This is a genomic window from Runella aurantiaca (genome assembly GCF_003339505.1).
Lineage (GTDB): Bacteria > Bacteroidota > Bacteroidia > Cytophagales > Spirosomataceae > Runella > Runella aurantiaca.
Window position 1 is genome coordinate 82,192 of record NZ_QPIW01000009.1, and the last position, 17,333, is coordinate 99,524.

Consider the following 17,333-nt stretch of genomic DNA (forward strand, 5'->3'; position numbering starts at 1 on the left):
AAATTAATCCAATGACTTACGTTCCCAATCACGCCCGTTACGAACATATGTCGTACCGCCGCTGCGGCAAAAGCGGCCTTAAATTGCCCGCGATTTCACTGGGCCTGTGGCATAATTTTGGGGGTGTCGATGTGTTTGAAAACTACCGCGCCATCCTTCGCACCGCCTTTGATGCGGGAATTACCCATTTTGATTTAGCCAACAACTATGGCCCACCGCCCGGCTCGGCCGAAGAAAACTTTGGGGTATTGCTCAAAAAAGACTTTGCCGCTCACCGCGACGAACTCATTATTTCGTCCAAAGCAGGACACTTGATGTGGCCTGGGCCGTATGGTGAATGGGGCTCACGCAAATACTTGATTGCGAGCTGTGACCAAAGTCTCAAACGCATGGGCTTGGATTACGTAGATATTTTTTACTCGCACCGTTTTGACCCCAACACCCCGCTTGAAGAAACAATGGGCGCGCTCGACAGCATTGTTCGTCAAGGAAAGGCATTGTACGTAGGAATCTCCAGCTATACGGCCGAAAATTCAGCCAAAGCCATTCAGATTTTGAAAGATTTGGGTACGCCCTGCCTCATTCACCAACCCAAATACTCAATGTTTGAGCGTTGGGTCGAAGGGGGCTTGATGGATGTTTTGGAAGAATCGGGCGTGGGCTGTATTCCGTTCTCTCCTTTGGCGCAGGGGCTTTTAACCGATAAATACCTGAAAGGAATTCCGTCAGATTCGCGGGCGGCGAAAGAACATGGCTTTTTGAAAACGAGTCAAATCACGCCCGAAACGCTTCAAAAAATCGAAAAACTCAACGCTTTGGCATTCGAACGCGGTCAAACCTTGGCGCAAATGGCGTTGGCGTGGCTGTTGAAAGACCCTCGGGTTACGTCGGTTTTAATCGGAGCGAGTCGCGTGTCTCAACTGAAAGATTCCCTAAAATGCCTTGAAAATCAGCATTTCAGCGCCGAAGAATTATCGAAAATTGAGGATATTTTGTCGTAGGGGCGGGGTTTACCTCCGCCCATTGAGCAGACGCCGCCTAAACAGGGCAGACGCCTATCTAAACAGTACAGACGCAGCCTAAATTGGGCAGACGCAAGGCCTGCCCCTACAATATAAATTGGGTAGAAATGCTACCCAAATCGCCAATTTGTTATTTTTTTATGTAAAATGACTGAAAAATTCGTTATTACAAGGTAACCAACGTCATCTTTCATGCCTCATTTTCGCCTTATATACACCACCCTTTCTGGATTATTTCTTACGTTTTTTCTTGTCTTACACGCTCAAAGTCAAACCTTCCCTACAATTTCGCCCGCACAATTGTTTGGCGATACGACCTCGTCGGAGTCTTTCCGGGGGATGTACACGCAATTGGGAGGGTATCCTACGTTGAGTGACTGCCGGACGGGGAAAATCGTACGAATATTGCCAAAAGGAGCGTATCAGGAGCTTAAAGACATTTATAAAAAAGCCCGTCGGGAGAAATTAAGCCGGGTGTATGTAGAAATAGACGGATACTACGCCGATAAAACCAAAGACCAGGTGGTAGCCCAAGAAATTGTGTTGTTTCAGAATATTCAGGTGTGCCCTTCCCAAACCAAAACATTTCTGGTCAGGCTGAAAACCCAATTCATTGAATATTCGGAAACGCTGGTTGAATGGGGGATAAAATTCGGGACAGCGTTGGTTATCTTATTGTTGGGATTTGGCCTGATTAATTGGTTTGACCGCCCACTAAAATCATTTATTGATAATCGTCGGCGCGTCGACCCTTCCGTTAAAAGTTTTATTAAAAGCCTGATTTCTATTGGTTTACGCCTTAGTGTTATCATGTTTTCAGGGGCGTTTTTAGGACTAAAAGTAACGGGTTTTGTGGCGTTGTTTAGTGCCGCTACCTTGGCCATTGGCTTTGCGTTGCAAGGCAGCTTGTCCAATTTCGCGGGCGGTTTTATCATTTTATTGATGAAACAATTTAAAGTGGGCGAAAAAATCACTTCCCAAAGTTATACGGGTGTTGTGCGCGATATTTTGATGTTTAATACTGTATTAGACACGGGCGACGGCCGCCGTGTCATGATTCCTAACGGGCCTTTGCTTAACAACACCATCATCAACCACACCCGCGCTGGTTTTGAAAAAAGGGGATTAAAAATTTATACCGCGTCAGATGTGGATACCGAGCATCTTAAATCAATGATTGTCGAGCAAATGGCAGAGATTGAGACGCTGGTGCAGCTTGCCCTCACCCCCGATGTTAAAATTACGGACTGGAATGGAGAACGGCTAGAGATTACGATTTCGTACCAAACGCCCACCCTACGAAGCGAGGAAATATTTGAAAAGGTAGTTCAGCGCCTTAACAATCGCCTTCACCAAGAGAATTTAACCTTTTATACTTCCATGTAGACGTCTAACAAGGCGCATTTTTGAGAAATTCTGTACCTTTGAGGCTTAAAAAATGCCTTATCATGAAAATCATTTGTATTGGCCGCAATTACGTTGATCACATCCACGAACTTCAAAACGCCGTTCCCGAAGACCCCGTTATTTTTCAAAAGCCCGACACGGCGCTGCTCAAAGACAACGCGCCGTTTTATTATCCCGATTTTACCCAAGACCTTCATCATGAAGTAGAAATCGTGGTGAAAATCAGTAAAATGGGTAAAAATATTGATGAAAAATTTGCCCACAAATACTACGAAGAAGTCGGCATCGGTATTGATTTTACCGCCCGCGATTTGCAATCCAAACTGAAGTCAAAAGGCTTGCCGTGGGAATTGGCCAAAGCGTTTGATGGTTCTGCGCCCGTTTCGTCGTTTGTTCCTAAATCGCAATTTGCTGATTTACAGAACTTGAATTTCCATTTGGATGTCAACGGTGAAACCCGTCAACAGGGTAATACCTCGTTGATGTTGTTTAAAATTGACTATATTATATCGTTTATCTCTCGCTATTTTACCCTAAAAACGGGCGACTTGCTCTTTACGGGCACCCCAAAAGGCGTTAGTGCGGTCAAAGTAGGGGATACGCTTACGGCTTATATTGAAGGTACTAAAATGCTTGAGTTTGAGGTAAAATAAAAAAGACAGGAGGACGTGAAATGGACTGATTTGTGCATCTGCGAGCCTTGTGTGTGATTTTGTGATAAAAAAATGATGCTTGCAGCATGACTAAAGGACGATTTATATACTTTTTTTGCTTTTTTCTCGGCATTCTTCAATCGGTTGTTGCCCAACGAGAATCCTTTCCGAAAGGGTATTTTCAGTTTCCGATTCATCCCGGTCAGAAAAACACTTTGGCGGGGGTTTTGGGAGATTTGCGCACGAATCATTTTCACGCAGGGATTGATATTCGTACCCAACAACGGGAAGGATTGCAGGTATTGGCGGCGGCCGAAGGGTATATTTCGCGCATTAAAGTGCAAACGTCGGGTTATGGAAACGTGATTTTTATCAAACATCCCAACGGCATGACGACGGTGTATGGGCATTTGCTCTCGTTTGCCGAGCCGATGGGGAGTTACTTACGCCAAAAACAGTACGAACGTAAATCGTTTGAAATAGAACTAAATCCCTCACCCGACCAGTTTCCAGTGAGCAAAGGACAACTGATTGGACTTTCGGGAAACACTGGCGGCTCGGCGGGGCCGCATTTGCATTTTGAAATTCGGGACTCCAAAGACAATTATCTCAACCCTTTGTTCTTTGATTTTGCCGAAATTGAAGACAATACGCCGCCTTATTTTACGTCAATGGCCATCCGCCCCATGTCGCTATTGAGTCGCATCAATGGAGAGTTTGAAAGAATAACTTTTCGGCCAGTGCGTCAAAAAGAAGGCTTTTATTCCGTGGCGCAGCCCATCAAAGCTTGGGGAGAAATCGGTCTTGAACTGATTGCCTTTGATGCCATGACCGGGGTAAACTTCAGAAATGGCGTAAATTGCGTTGAAATTAAGCTCGACGGGCAGGAAGTATTTGCTTATAATATGACCTCGTTTCCATCGTGGTCTACCCGCGATTACAACAACCTTATCGACTACGCCACCGAACAAAAAACGGGCGCTCGCTACCTGAAATGTTATAACCCAGACGGCAATCAATTTAATGTGCATAAAACCGACGGCTATCGCGGAAAACTGCAAATAAGGGACACACTTATGCACGATGTGGAGGTGACGCTCTTTGATTCTTACGAAAATTCGGCGGTGTTGCGACTGAAAATAAAGGGCGAAGCGCCCGAGGAGCTGTTGCCTCTCTTGGAGGAGCCAGAGGCACTGCCAACGGTGGCCTATCTTAAAACCGATGCGGTAGAAAATGTGCTCAAAATCACCGCATTTGGGCTTTCTCAATTGATAGAGGCCGATATTTACGTAAAAAATAAAAGTATAAAATTGGCCCCTGCCTATCGGAGCAGCGGTGAAACGGTCTATTTGCTCGATTTGCGCGACTACTTGCCCGATTCGATTCAAATCGGTAACAAACAGCTCAAAACAAACTTTCGGGAACGGATTCGACCCAATATCATTGAGACGTACAACGGCGACCGCTACACGCTACGCTTTGGCAACCAAAGCATTTTTGATACGCTTTATCTGGCTGTGCAGTCGCGGGCGAATGGACTTGTCATCAATGAAGAAAATATACCCCTTCGGGATGCCATCGGGGTTAATTTTCGACCTGATGTAATGCCCGCTAATCCCGAAAAAACGCACGCTTACCGTTTTGACGGCGAACGACTGCGTTTTGTGGGCGGAAAATGGCAAGGCGAAATGCTGGATTTTGCCACCCGTGAGTTGGGCGATTTTTCCATCGCTACCGACGAAACCCCTCCGTCGTTAAGGTTGATTCAATCTTCCAAAAAAAGCATTTCGGCGCGTATTTCCGACGGAATGTCGGGAATTGGCTCGTTCAATGCGTTTGTGAATGGAGAGTGGGTTTTGATGAATTATGACTACAAACGAAACTATATTTGGTCCGATAAACTGGTTGACACCCTTGATTTTGAGGGGGAATTACGGCTCGAAGTGACCGACCGCGCAGGAAATATCGCTATCTTGCAGGCCGAAATCAAAGAACCTGTTGTCAAACCCGCTACCCGTAAAAAACATGGCACTGCAAGTAGGCGAAAAAGCTCCCCTGTTCGAAGCAAAGGATCAAAACGGAAACGTCGTTAAACTGACTGATTTTCACGGCAAAAAAATTGTCCTCTATTTTTATCCCAAAGATGATACGCCCGGCTGTACGGCCCAAGCGTGTAGCCTACGCGATAGCTACGATGCCATGCTGGCTAGAGGCTACGTAGTGCTCGGGGCAAGCGTCGATAACGAAAAATCGCATAAGAAATTTGCCGAAAAATATCAGCTTCCCTTTCCTCTATTGGCCGATACCGAGCACCAAATCGTGGAAGCCTACGGTGTTTGGGCCGAAAAATCTATGTACGGCAAAACTTATATGGGCACCGTACGTACTACTTTTATTATTGACGAAAATGGTGTAATTCAGGAGATTATCTCTAAAATAGACACCAAAAACCACGCGGAGCAAGTGCTTTCGTAAATTAAGTTTTCGTTAGTATATGATAAAAGTGTCATTCTGACATTTATATTTGTAACAATTTAAAAACTACGCATATTTCCATTATCCAAATGACTGAACTTCAAAGCATTGCTTCGCAGGTAAGACGCGATATTTTACGCATGGTCCACGGCTGTCAATCTGGTCACCCGGGCGGGTCGCTAGGTTGCACCGATTTGTTGGTGGCATTGTACTTTCAACAAATGAAAATCAACAACCGCAAAGGTAAAGGCGGTTATTTGTCATTCAATTTGGATGGCAAAGGAGAGGATTTGTTCTTTTTATCAAATGGCCACATTTCGCCCGTATTTTATAGCGTATTGGCGCGTCGCGGGTACTTTGATGTCAAAGAATTGGCTACCTTCCGTAAGATAAACACGCGTTTGCAAGGTCACCCCACTACCCATGAAGGACTGCCGGGCATTCGTATTGCGTCGGGTTCTTTGGGCCAAGGGCTTTCGGTATCGATTGGGGCGGCGTTGGCGAAAAAACTCAACGGCGAAAAAAACATTGTGTATTGCCTCATGGGCGATGGTGAGCAGCAGGAAGGCCAAGTGTGGGAAGCCGTGCAGTTTGCGCCCAACAACAACGTCGATAACCTCGTTGCGTTTGTGGACGTAAACGGTCAGCAGATCGACGGTTCGACCAATAAAGTAAACAACAACCGCGATTTAGGCGCAAAATACAAAGCTTTCGGCTGGCGTGTAGTAACCGTCGACGGTAACAACATGGACGAACTGACAACTTTGTTGCGCAAAATAAAGCGCCTTGTGGGTAAAGGTCAGCCTATCGCCGTGATGATGAAAACCGAAATGGGCCAAGGTGTAGACTTTATGATGCACAGCCACAAATGGCACGGTGTAGCGCCCAACGACGCCCAATTGGAGCAAGCTTTGGCGCAATTGCCCGAGACGCTGGGAGATTATTAAATAATCAGGAGGATGGTAACAAGTCTTGACCAACTGGATTTATCAAAGCAATACAGCTACGCAGACTATCTTAAATGGAAGTTTGAAGAGCGTGTAGAGCTGATAAAAGGGCGCATTTTTAAAATGTCGCCTGCTCCGGCGCGCAAACATCAGACTATTTCAAGATATTTTATCTCACAAATGGTAAAGTATTTTGATGAACACCCTTGCGAGTGGTATCATGCGCCGTTTGATGTGCGTTTGGCGCGTAAATCTGACAATACCGATAAACAGGTATATACAGTGGTGCAGCCTGACCTTTGTGTGATTTGCGATAAATCTAAGTTGGATAAGCGAGGCTGTATTGGTGCGCCTGATTTGATTATTGAAATTCTCTCGCCCGGCAATAGTAAGAAGGAAATGAAAGATAAGTTTGAGGTGTATGAAGAAGCTGGGGTGCGGGAGTATTGGATTGTACAATCGACCGATAAGAATGTACTGGTTTACACACTCAACGAACAGGGCGTTTTTATCGGACATCGGCCTTTCATTGAAGACGAAATCATGCACTCGTTTATTTTTCCTGAACTGAAAATCAATTTGTTAGAAGTCTTTAAAGATTGACGGGCCTCCGTTGCCAATGAAACTCCAAAAACTCCATATCAAAAATTTTAAGTCCATTGTGGATTTGGAAATCGTCGAACCCAACCCGTTTACGGTCTTTGTCGGCCCCAACGGGTCGGGTAAGTCGAATATTTTTGAGGCATTGGAGTTTATAAATTTCATATCGAATTTTTCCAATAAAGAAAACTCTAAAGAAATCAGTGCTCTATTCGGCGGGCCAGAAAATTATTTAAATAGAAATCAAAGTATAAATGACGCTTATGGAGAGATCACTATTGGCCCATTTAAACTAAAAAACGATTTTAAAAATCTTTCAGAGGATGTGGAAGAACCAGAGTTTTACAAGGGAGATGAGGCAAGTAAACTTGTAAATGCATTAAATAAATTTCATAATTTTTCAAGACTGTTTGTTAACTCCCCCAAAGAACTGAAACTTAATTTCCAGGGGGGGAATGCGTTAAATACTAAATCATCTAACCTCGAAAAAGTCCTCAAACGCATCCTCCAAGACGAAATCAAACGGGAAGAAATCAAAGAGTGGCTTGACTTATTCATCCCTGGTTTTGAGAATATTGAAATCGTTTCAAGTGAATTGAGTGGTACAGATACCTTGGTGATGTACGAAAAAGGAATTAAAAAGCCTTTTACCAAAGATTTACTTTCGGATGGAACCTACAACATCCTGGCACTTTTAACGGCCGTTTATCAATCCGATGAGCCGCAGTTTTTGTGCATTGAAGAGCCGGAGAATGGATTGCATCCACAAGTTATCCGGGAATTAGTGTATTTTTTTAGAGAAGCTTGTATACAAAAAGGGCATTATATCTGGCTTAATACACATTCTCAAACATTAGTGGCAGAACTAAAAAAAGAAGAGGTGATCGCAGTCAATAAAATAGAAGGAGAGACCCGTATTAAGCAATTTCGTGACAGAAAATTATATGATTTGCCAATGGATGAAGCATGGCTTACAGGTGTATTGAACGGAGGTTTGATAAGATGAAAATAGGTTTTCTATGTGAAGGGCCGACAGATGAATATTTTTTGAAGTCGTCAGAATTTAAAAAATTATTGGATTCGCTTGAAATAATTCTAATTGGAGTTAGAAACTTAAATGGAAAAGGAAATTTGAAAACTTCTAGAGTACTGACGCAAAGCAGGATACTTTTTGATGAAGGAGCAGAGAAAGTCTTTGTTTTGGTGGACTTAGATCATGATAAATGTATCACAAAGACAAAAGAACTTATTCCCGAACATGATAATCAAACCATTGTCGTTGCCGTTAGAGAAGTAGAAGCTTGGCTGTTGGCTGATCGGCAAAATATGGCTGATTTTTTAGAAGTTGATTATGAATTAGAATTCCCAGAAAAATTATCAGATCCCAAAAACGAAATGCTTGAGCTGGCCAGAAGTAAATTTTCACCAAGGATACTTACCGAAACAAAAGTGTTTTATAGAATTATGGATAATGGTTTCTCCCTCCGACGCGCGGCGCAGCATCCCAATTGCCCCAGTGCCGCTTACTTTTTGAATAAACTTTCAGTACTTAATACCCAATACTAATTACGCAATACAACACAAAGAATGAAAAAATATACGTTCACCGAAAAGAAAGATACCCGCAGCGGATTCGGCGCGGGAATGCAGGTTTTAGGCCAAACCAACCCCAACGTCGTGGCAATGTGTGCCGACTTGGTGGGCTCTTTAAAACTCGACGCGTTTATCAAAGAAAACCCTGAGCGCTTTATCCAGTGCGGTATTTCGGAAGCCAACATGATTGGGATGGCCGCAGGTCTGACCATCGGCGGAAAGATTCCGTTTGCGACCACATTCGCCAATTTTGGTTCGGGACGCGTCTACGATCAAATCCGTCAAAGCGTAGCCTATTCTGACAAAAACGTCAAAATCGCGGTATCACACGCGGGCCTGACGCTGGGAGAAGATGGGGCAACGCACCAGATTTTAGAAGACCTTGCCATGATGCGCGCCCTGCCCGGAATGACCGTCATTAATCCCTGCGATTATAACCAAACCAAAGCGGCGACCATCGCCGTGGCAGAATACGAAGGGCCCGTTTATCTGCGTTTTGGTCGCCCAGTGATTCCAGTATTTACGGATGCTGACCAAAAATTTGAAATCGGCAAAGCGTGGATGGTCAATGAAGGTACCGATGTAAGTATCTTTGCCACAGGCCATTTGGTGTGGGAAGCTATCCAAGCGGGCGAAATGCTCGAAGCCGAAGGCATCAACGCCGAAATCATCAACATTCACACGATTAAACCTTTGGACGAAAAAGCCATCTTAAAATCGGTGAAGAAAACGGGTTGTTTGGTATCGGCCGAAGAGCATCAGGTAGCGGGAGGATTGGGAAGTGCCATCGCTGAGTTATTGATTCAGGGTACACCTTATCCGCAGGAATTTATCGCCGTGAAAGACAGCTTCGGAGAAAGCGGGACGCCAGCGCAACTCATGGAAAAATATGGCCTCACCGCCAACGATATTGTAGCAGCCGCCAAACGGGCGATTGCCAGAAAAAAGTAAGAAGAAGTCAGGAGTGAGAACAAAAAAATCACTCCTGACTCCTGACCGCACGGGCGGCACCGTACTCACTCCTGAAAGATGACCGATCAAGCCATTCTTGAAAAATTTGCCAATCCCGAAAGCCGCAATTTTGCTTTCAATCAGTTGGTACGAAAGTACCAGCAAAAAATTTATTGGCACATTCGCAAGATGGTCATTGACCACGACGATGCCGATGATTTGACGCAAGAAACGTTCATTAAAGCGTGGCAGGCATTGGAAACATTTCGGGGAGATGCGCAGCTTTTTACGTGGCTGTACCGCATTGCTACCAACGAATGTTTGAATTTTTTGAATAAAAAACGTCGCCGATTTTTTATTCCCATTCACGATGTAGAAGGCGAGTTACTAGAAAAACTGGAAGCCGCTGCGGGCGAAACCGACTCGCCGCTTTCGGGAGACGAAATTCAGTTGAAGCTGCAAAAAGCGCTGCTAACCTTGCCCGACAAACAGCGGTTGGTGTTCAACATGAAGTATTTTGATGACCTCAAATACGAAGATATTGCCGACATCACCGGCACTTCAGTAGGAGCGTTGAAGGCAAGCTATCACCACGCCGTGACAAAAATTGAAAAGTTTTTAAACGGAGAAGATTAAACTTTAGTATAAAAGCTTTGTCAAAAGATAAATACGGTTTCTTCACGGCTCATTTTACGTGATTGAAAACGATTCACTACTTCATCCACAGCATCGCAGAACCTGAGAAAAAATGAAACGGATAAAACTAGACGACCTCGAACGTAAGCTTCCTTTTCGGGAACCAGAAGGGTATTTTGAAAAACTACCTTCGATGGTACAAACCCACATTTACGAACAAATAGCTGAGAAAGAAACCTCTTTTACGGTTAGTTGGTCGTGGAAACGAACCGCTTTGCTTGGAGCGGCGGCGAGTGTGGTCGGCGTGTTGCTTTGGGTGACTTATCCACAAAAACAACTTTCGCTGGGCGAAGAAACCCTGAGCCAAGTATCAGATGCTGAGATTATTACGTATTTGAAAGATAATCACATTACCCAGCAAGAAATGGAGGAAGAGCCTCAGGTAAATGAGACCTATGCCGGAGAAGATGTTTTGTTGCAACAACTCAATGTTAATGACGAAGACCTCCGCAAAGCCATTCTGGAAGAAGACTTAGAGGAAGCAATTTAGTGTATCAATCCGTTATTTGAAACTTATTCTAGTGATGAAAAAAATCGTATTTGTATTTATTTGCACCCTATTGGTTAGCGCCTCTTACGCACAAGACGGAGGCCATCAGAAAATCGAAAATGCCAAAATTGGCCTGATTACCAACCGCTTGAACCTTACCCCAGAGCAGTCGCAGCAGTTTTGGCCCGTCTATAATGAGTTTGACGATAGAAAAAAGGAGATTCGTAAGCAGATGAGAAAACTTATCGTTGAAACGAACACACTCACAACGCCCGACGAAAAAATTCTGGCTAATCTCAAAGAAACGCTCAATCTCCAGCAAAAAGAAGTGGATTTGGAGCGTGAATACATGAATAAATTCCTTAAAGTGATTAACGTCAGGCAGTTGGCGGAGCTGTATAAAGCCGAGCAGATGTTTACGCAAATGCTCATTCAACGCCTGAACAAGAAGCAACAATAGAAATTTTTTTGGATATAGCCTTCATTTAGGGTTCATAGAGGCAATGCTTTCGCGTCGAGGGCATTGCCTCTTTGTTTAGGCAACGTCTCGCAGGGCTTCGAGTTGTTTTATTTTTCTTCGTGATACTGGAATTTCGTACCCGTCTTTGAGTCGGAAATGTTCACCCAACGAAAAGTCTAAGTAGGCGGTATTGATAATACAACCTCGATTGACGCGGATAAAGTTGGGCGGCAGTAGCTCTTCGTAGAACCCAATGGTTTTTGAAACCAATATTTTTTGACCGTTTCTGAGGACAAACAGGGTGTAATTGCGCTGCCCTTCAAGGCGCATGATGTCGCGTAGTGGAACGAATACTTTGTGGGAGTTTAGCGGCAAACGGAGGCCTTCTATGCCATTGGGCGTTCGTGCAAGGTGTAGAACTGTCATAACATTAAGGGTTGAATGTGCCCTACAAAAGTGCGATTTTGGAAGAGGGGAAATCAACGGGCGTTTGCCCGTATCGTTTCGGTATTTTTCCCGTATTTTTGTGCCTTATATACGCTTTTTTATGTTTGCCATTGTAGATATTGAAACCACCGGCGGCGCGTACGATACGAGCCGAATTACCGAAATTGCTATTTTGCGTCACGATGGCCAGCAGGTCATCGACTCTTATCAAAGCCTCATTAATCCCAAATGCTGGATTCCGGGGTTTATCACCCAACTGACGGGGATTGATAATCAGATGGTCAAAGATGCGCCAACGTTTGAAGAAATTGCGGATGATGTGCGCCGATTGACCCAAAATGCCGCTTTTGTGGCGCATAATGTCACTTTCGATTATGGATTTGTAAGGCGCGAATTTGGGCGTTTAGATGAGTATTTTGACCGTGATACCTTGTGTACCGTGCGGCTAAGTCGTAAGATTTTTCCGGGCTACAAATCTTATAGCTTGGGTAATATTTGCCGAGATTTACAAATCCAGCACACCAATCACCACCGTGCCATGGGCGATGCCGCCGCTACAACGCGCCTGTTTGAACTGCTTCTCCAACATGACCATCAGGGCTTACTGAAAGGCTGGGTGTAGTAAATAAATCAATGTTTTTTGACTAATTTTTAAACATCGGGAACCCTCGAAGGCTGATTTTAGTTTTGTAAGTGATTACTCACTTTTAGTTATGACCGAAAAAAAGGAACTGATTCTAGAAACAGCGCTGAAACTTTTTGCAGAACGTGGATTTGATACGACTCCCACGAGTATGATTGCCAAAGAAGCGGGGGTTTCGGAAGGACTGATTTTTCGTCATTTTACCAATAAGGAAGGATTAATGGATGCTATCTTGGCGATGAGTGAAGAACGAATGGCTCGGCATGTCAAATCCATTGTTGCATTGGCGGAACCTTTGGCCAAGATTCACGCCACAATTGAACTACCCGTGAAGCTATTTAGCGAAGAGCGCGAGTTTTGGAAACTGCAATTTTCGCTCAAATGGCAGAAAAAATACCGGGGGCAGTCGTACCGTCCGAGTGGTTATTATCTTGAGTTGGTGGAGGTTATCACCGACGCATTTCGCCAACTGGGCTACGCCGAACCCGAAAAAGAAGTTTTGTTGCTGGTTATGCTCATCGACGGTTTGAGTAATCAGTTGATGCAGCAACCTTCTGAGGCATTTATCGAGCAAACGCTCTCATTTCTGAAATCTAAGTATCAACTGGACAAACTCAAAAGTTAAGGAATCCAATTTTATAAACCCACAATTTGTGTGGTCAAACAGTAAGTAAGCACTCACTTATTAATTGTCAATGTAGCAACCCATGTTTAGTAAATTTAAAAAAACAATGTTGATTTTATTCATTCTCATTGCGGTCATTGCCCTGAGTGGGTACGTGTACATGCAGCAGCCACAATTCGGAAAAAATCCCGCCGAAATCCGTCTCGAACGTATTCGTACTTCGCCGCATTACAAAAACGGAGCCTTTCAAAATGAGCACTTTACCCCTGATTTGGCCGAAGGCGTTACTTATTTTGACATCTTAAAACTGTATATTCCGAAGGTTGAAAACAAAGAGCCAAGCAAAACACTGCCTTCGGTTAAGACCGATTTAAAGAACATCTCTTCTGATAAACCCGTGGTGGTTTGGTTTGGGCATTCTTCGTATTTTATGCATATCGACGGAAAAAATATACTGGTAGATCCCGTTTTCAGCGGAAATGCCTCGCCAGTATCTTTTTTTGGGGCTAATTACAGCGGAAGTAATGTGTATTCAATTGATGATTTTCCTGAACTCGACCTGCTGATTATTACGCACGACCATTACGACCATTTGGATTATGAAACGGTCAAAAAGCTACAACCGAAGGTAAAGCGGGTCATTACGTCTTTGGGAGTAGGGTCGCATTTGGCGCATTGGGGCTATAATGAGTCTCAGATTACAGAATTGGATTGGTGGGAGAAGACAGCACTCGACAGTACGTTTGACATCACTGCTGCACCTGCCCGACATTTTTCAGGGCGTGGTTTTAAACGTATGCAGACGTTTTGGTCGTCGTTTATTCTAAAAACACCGCAGCACAACATCTACGTTGGCGGGGATTCGGGGTATGATACGCACTTTAAAGAAATTGGAGAAAAATACGGCCCGTTCGACTTGGCTATTTTGGAATGTGGGCAATACAACGACTATTGGAAGTACATTCACCTGATGCCCGAAGAAACGGCCCAAGCGGCGGTTGAGCTGCGAGCCAAATTACTTTTGCCCGTTCATTGGAGCAAATTTACGCTGGCGTTGCATCCGTGGAATGAATCCATTCAACGCGTGACGAAAAAAGCAAAAGCTTTGAATCAACCCATTACAACGCCCATGATTGGTGAAAAAGTGGAAGTTGACAGTGGTGAGTATCCCGTCAAAGAATGGTGGAATTACTAAATCATTAAGGGTTCAAAAAACGTTTTTTGAACCCTTAATGATTTTAATAGGCAGGTGTGAGGTTGATGGCCTCTACTTTTTTGATTTCAGGAACGGATTTTAAAATCGCCTCCTCTAGTCCTGCCTTGAAGGTCATGGTTGACATGGGGCATGAGCTGCATGAACCAACAAGTTCGAGTCGAACCGTCATGTCGTCGGTAATCTCTTTCACCGCTACGTTGCCGCCGTCAGCTTCCAGATAAGGGCGGATGCTGTTGAGCGCCATTTCGACGCGAGCTTTAAGTGAATCAGCTTGAAGTGTTTCCATTTTTTATAAAATAATGCGCTAAGATGCTATTTTCAGTTATACTCTAATCTCTACCTGCTTGGTTTTGGCCAAGGTGGCATTGCGAATGGCTACCTGCTGTGCGAGGTTTTCGGCCGCTTCCTGAAAAGCTTCTTTGGTGATGAGGTCATCGCTCAAATACGCTGGACGACCTTCGTCGCCGCCTTCGCGAATTCCCTGCACCAACGGAATGTGTCCTAATACCTGAACGTCAAATTTGTCGGCCAATTGCTGCCCGCCGTCTTTCCCAAAAAGATAATACTTATTGTTGGGCAATTCGGCAGGGGTAAAGTAGGACATATTTTCCACAATTCCCAAGACTGGTACGTTGATTTGCGGCTGGCGAAACATAGCCAAGCCTTTGATGGCGTCGGCTAAGGCTACTTTTTGAGGTGTAGTCACGATGACCGCTCCCGTAACAGGCAACGCTTGCACAAGTGTCAGGTGAATATCGCTGGTACCTGGAGGCAAGTCAATGAGTAGGTAGTCTAGTTCGCCCCATTCTACATCGCCAATCAATTGGCGTAATGCCGTACTGGCCATCGGGCCGCGCCATACGGTGGCACTGTCGGCGGGGACCAAAAAGCCCATCGAAATCAATTTAATGCCCCATTGTTGGATGGGGACCATCATGTTGCGACCGTCGCGCTGCACGATACGGGGCTGCATGTCTTCGGCTCCAAACATAACAGGCATTGATGGCCCGTAAATATCAGCGTCAAGAATTCCGACTTTGGCGCCTGAGCGCGAGAGCGCCATGGCCAAATTGGCCGTAACGGTCGATTTGCCGACGCCTCCTTTTCCAGAGGCTACCGCAATGATGTTTTTTACCTGCGGCACCACTGGTCCGCCCGTGCGCGTTGTTGTGACGTCGGCGGTAAGTTTTATATCTACCCGAATGTGGTCACCGAAAAATTTATGAATGGCATCCGTACATTCTTTCCGAATGAGTTCTTTGAGTGGACACGCGGGCGTGGTAAGCACCACGGTAAAGCTGATGAGGTCAATGCCTGTTTCAACATCGCGAATCATGCCGAGGGTCACGAGGTCTTTCTTGAGGTCAGGTTCCTGAACTGTACTGAGGGCCTGAAGTATCTTTTCTTTATTGATGGTTAGGTCGCCCATGGGGGAATGTAATCCGTTATTAGTTAAATGGTTTACTGGTTGATTAATAAAAACTCAGTTAACGCTTTTTGTTGTACGTAAATAGAACCGTAAAATTAAAAGGAAAGTTTGCCAAAATCCTATTTGTACCTTTAAAAGACGGTTTTGTGTGCAATTAAAAAGGCCGGGGTGGCCCGACCTCTTTGATTGAATTACGTAATTTTCTTATTTCATCGGAACGGGCACCAACCGGAACACGTATCCGGGGTCTTCGACCGACACGTAGATGTAGCCGTCATTGCCCATTTGTACGTTTCGCAAACGCCCCAGATTTTGAAGGAGAATCTCTTCTTTAACGATTTTGCCGTTTTGTACTTTACAACGATTCAAGTACTTAAAACGCAACGAACCTACGAGCAAATCGCCTTTCCAAGCGGGGTAGCGGCTACCCGTAACGAAGGTCATACCGCTGGGGCCAATGGAAGGAATCCAGTAGTGATTGGGTTGTGCCATGCCTTGTTTTTCCGTGTTTGGGGTTAGAACGGTTCCGTCATAATTGATTCCGTAAGAAATCACGGGCCAGCCATAATTGGTTTCTTTTTTGATGATGTTTACTTCATCGCCGCCGCGTGGGCCGTGTTCGTGTTCCCACAATTCGCCCGTGGTTGGATTGAGAGTGGTGCCTTGCGGATTGCGGTGACCGTACGAAAAAACCGAGCCGTGGGCTTTGTCTTTTTTGACAAATGGATTATCGGTAGGGATGCTGCCGTCGTCGTTGAGGCGGTGGATTTTTCCACAGTCATTTTCCACTGATTGAGGTAGCAGTGGGACGTGCTGCCCACGGTCGCCGACCGAAACATATAAAAATCCATTTCTGTCAAATTCGAGCCGGGAACCGTAGTGGTGGCGGGTTTTGAGATAAGGTTGTGCTTCAAAGATGATTTTTTGGTCCGACAGCGATGTGCCTTCCAACTTGGCTCGCATCACGGCCGTTGTCGAAAGTTTGTCGTTTCCTTCGGTTTTGAAAGCAGAATACGAAAAATAAATAAAGCCGTTTTGGGCGAATTTGGGGTGTAACTCTACGTCAAGCAATCCACCCTGTCCTTCGGCCAATACCGCAGGACCGCCAGTCACTTTGGTTTTCTGTTGGTTTTTGCCCACCCGATAAATCTCTCCCGTGCGGTCGGTCACGATTAAATCTCCGTCGGGCAAAAATACCATTCCCCAAGGGCTGCTCAATCCACTGGCTACCGTGTCTAATTTTACGGTAAGTTCAGCCGAAGCAAACACATTGGATTTAGGTTTGGCAGCAAAACTGTATTTGCTGCCCTTTTCAATGCCTTCCAGAATATAGTCTGCCAATTCTTCAATTTCTTTGGGTTTGAGTGCCGCACCCCACGATGGCATTCCGTTGTCGGGATACCCCCCTGTGATGCTTTTTATCAAATCAGGCTTGGTTTTGCCGTGTTTCCATTGGCGGTCTACAAACATTTCCACTTTTTCTCCATGACAGCTCGAACAGAAGTTTTTGTAGTTATTCTGCGCGGTTTCGAAGGCGGACAAGGTGGAATTGGAGACCGCTACGGGCATAGGTTCGGTCGCAGTTTGACGAATGAGCAGGAGCATTGTCGCTGCCGAAGCAATGGCTATGTATTTTATCATTTTATCGCTTTAGTTATTGATTAATAACTAAAGCGAGG

Annotated in this window: 20 protein-coding genes; 16 read left to right on the plus strand and 4 right to left on the minus strand. The window is 44.9% G+C overall.

The window, feature by feature from the left end:
- Positions 1-11: 11 nt before the first annotated feature.
- The 13 genes from mgrA (at position 12) to DVG78_RS13000 (ending at position 11,294) form a co-directional block, all read left to right on the plus strand.
- Entirely contained in the window at positions 12-1,001 is a 990-nt protein-coding gene (gene mgrA, locus DVG78_RS12940; protein ID WP_114461629.1) for an L-glyceraldehyde 3-phosphate reductase, read from the plus strand.
- A 213-nt stretch (positions 1,002-1,214) separates the two neighbouring features.
- Positions 1,215-2,408, plus strand: a complete 1,194-nt coding sequence (locus DVG78_RS12945) for a mechanosensitive ion channel domain-containing protein (RefSeq protein ID WP_114461500.1) — start codon at positions 1,215-1,217, stop codon at positions 2,406-2,408.
- Between the two features lie 62 nt (positions 2,409-2,470).
- On the plus strand, positions 2,471-3,082 hold the full coding sequence (locus DVG78_RS12950) for a fumarylacetoacetate hydrolase family protein (protein ID WP_114066385.1): 612 nt from the start codon (positions 2,471-2,473) through the stop codon (positions 3,080-3,082).
- 86 nt (positions 3,083-3,168) lie between these two features.
- Positions 3,169-5,175, plus strand: a complete 2,007-nt coding sequence (locus tag DVG78_RS12955; RefSeq protein ID WP_114461501.1) for a M23 family metallopeptidase — start codon at positions 3,169-3,171, stop codon at positions 5,173-5,175.
- Positions 5,108-5,557 (plus strand): thioredoxin-dependent thiol peroxidase, encoded by a 450-nt coding sequence (gene bcp / locus DVG78_RS12960; protein WP_114461502.1) that lies wholly within the window; start codon positions 5,108-5,110, stop codon positions 5,555-5,557. Before DVG78_RS12955 ends, bcp begins: the two co-directional genes overlap by 68 nt.
- Positions 5,558-5,646: 89 nt before the next feature.
- Positions 5,647-6,504 carry a transketolase gene (locus DVG78_RS12965; protein ID WP_114461503.1) on the plus strand — a complete coding sequence of 286 codons (858 nt, stop codon included), beginning with the start codon at positions 5,647-5,649 and terminating at the stop codon, positions 6,502-6,504.
- A 12-nt stretch (positions 6,505-6,516) separates the two neighbouring features.
- Entirely contained in the window at positions 6,517-7,107 is a 591-nt protein-coding gene (locus DVG78_RS12970) for a Uma2 family endonuclease (RefSeq protein ID WP_114461504.1), read from the plus strand.
- Positions 7,108-7,123: 16 nt separating this feature from the next.
- Positions 7,124-8,110 carry an AAA family ATPase gene (locus DVG78_RS12975; protein ID WP_114461505.1) on the plus strand — a complete coding sequence of 329 codons (987 nt, stop codon included), beginning with the start codon at positions 7,124-7,126 and terminating at the stop codon, positions 8,108-8,110.
- Complete coding sequence (locus DVG78_RS12980) at positions 8,107-8,670, plus strand: DUF4276 family protein (protein WP_158550023.1); 564 nt, start codon at positions 8,107-8,109, stop codon at positions 8,668-8,670. Before DVG78_RS12975 ends, DVG78_RS12980 begins: the two co-directional genes overlap by 4 nt.
- Before the next feature lie 21 nt (positions 8,671-8,691).
- Positions 8,692-9,648: a transketolase family protein gene (locus DVG78_RS12985; RefSeq protein WP_114066378.1), complete on the plus strand. Its 957-nt coding sequence runs from the start codon at positions 8,692-8,694 to the stop codon at positions 9,646-9,648.
- 78 nt (positions 9,649-9,726) lie between these two features.
- Positions 9,727-10,284 carry an RNA polymerase sigma factor gene (locus DVG78_RS12990; RefSeq protein WP_114066377.1) on the plus strand — a complete coding sequence of 186 codons (558 nt, stop codon included), beginning with the start codon at positions 9,727-9,729 and terminating at the stop codon, positions 10,282-10,284.
- 112 nt (positions 10,285-10,396) lie between these two features.
- Positions 10,397-10,834, plus strand: coding sequence for a hypothetical protein (locus tag DVG78_RS12995; RefSeq protein WP_114461507.1), 438 nt, complete (start codon positions 10,397-10,399; stop codon positions 10,832-10,834).
- 34 nt (positions 10,835-10,868) lie between these two features.
- A complete protein-coding gene (locus DVG78_RS13000; RefSeq protein ID WP_114461508.1) occupies positions 10,869-11,294 on the plus strand; it encodes a Spy/CpxP family protein refolding chaperone in 426 nt (141 codons plus the stop codon).
- A gap of 75 nt (positions 11,295-11,369) precedes the next feature.
- Here the strand turns inward: DVG78_RS13000 and DVG78_RS13005 are convergent, their stop codons facing one another.
- A complete protein-coding gene (locus DVG78_RS13005; protein WP_114461509.1) occupies positions 11,370-11,720 on the minus strand; it encodes a LytR/AlgR family response regulator transcription factor in 351 nt (116 codons plus the stop codon).
- Between the two features lie 121 nt (positions 11,721-11,841).
- On the opposite strand from DVG78_RS13005, the gene DVG78_RS13010 reads away from it, so the two are divergent.
- From DVG78_RS13010 to DVG78_RS13020, 3 genes are all read left to right on the plus strand, one after another.
- Positions 11,842-12,363: a 3'-5' exonuclease gene (locus DVG78_RS13010; RefSeq protein WP_114461510.1), complete on the plus strand. Its 522-nt coding sequence runs from the start codon at positions 11,842-11,844 to the stop codon at positions 12,361-12,363.
- Positions 12,364-12,454: 91 nt separating this feature from the next.
- A complete protein-coding gene (locus tag DVG78_RS13015; protein WP_114461511.1) occupies positions 12,455-13,009 on the plus strand; it encodes a TetR/AcrR family transcriptional regulator in 555 nt (184 codons plus the stop codon).
- A gap of 106 nt (positions 13,010-13,115) precedes the next feature.
- Positions 13,116-14,204 (plus strand): MBL fold metallo-hydrolase, encoded by a 1,089-nt coding sequence (locus DVG78_RS13020; RefSeq protein WP_229598218.1) that lies wholly within the window; start codon positions 13,116-13,118, stop codon positions 14,202-14,204.
- 43 nt (positions 14,205-14,247) lie between these two features.
- On the opposite strand, the gene DVG78_RS13025 is transcribed toward DVG78_RS13020, so the two are convergent.
- The 3 genes from DVG78_RS13025 to DVG78_RS13035 form a co-directional block, all read right to left on the minus strand.
- A complete protein-coding gene (locus DVG78_RS13025; protein ID WP_114461513.1) occupies positions 14,248-14,511 on the minus strand; it encodes a NifU family protein in 264 nt (87 codons plus the stop codon).
- A 36-nt stretch (positions 14,512-14,547) separates the two neighbouring features.
- The gene (locus DVG78_RS13030; protein WP_114461514.1) at positions 14,548-15,654 is read right to left on the minus strand and encodes an Mrp/NBP35 family ATP-binding protein; all 1,107 of its coding nucleotides are present in this window, start codon (positions 15,652-15,654) and stop codon (positions 14,548-14,550) included.
- A 204-nt stretch (positions 15,655-15,858) separates the two neighbouring features.
- Entirely contained in the window at positions 15,859-17,295 is a 1,437-nt protein-coding gene (locus DVG78_RS13035) for a PQQ-dependent sugar dehydrogenase (protein WP_114461515.1), read from the minus strand.
- Between the last annotated feature and the right edge of the window lie 38 nt (positions 17,296-17,333).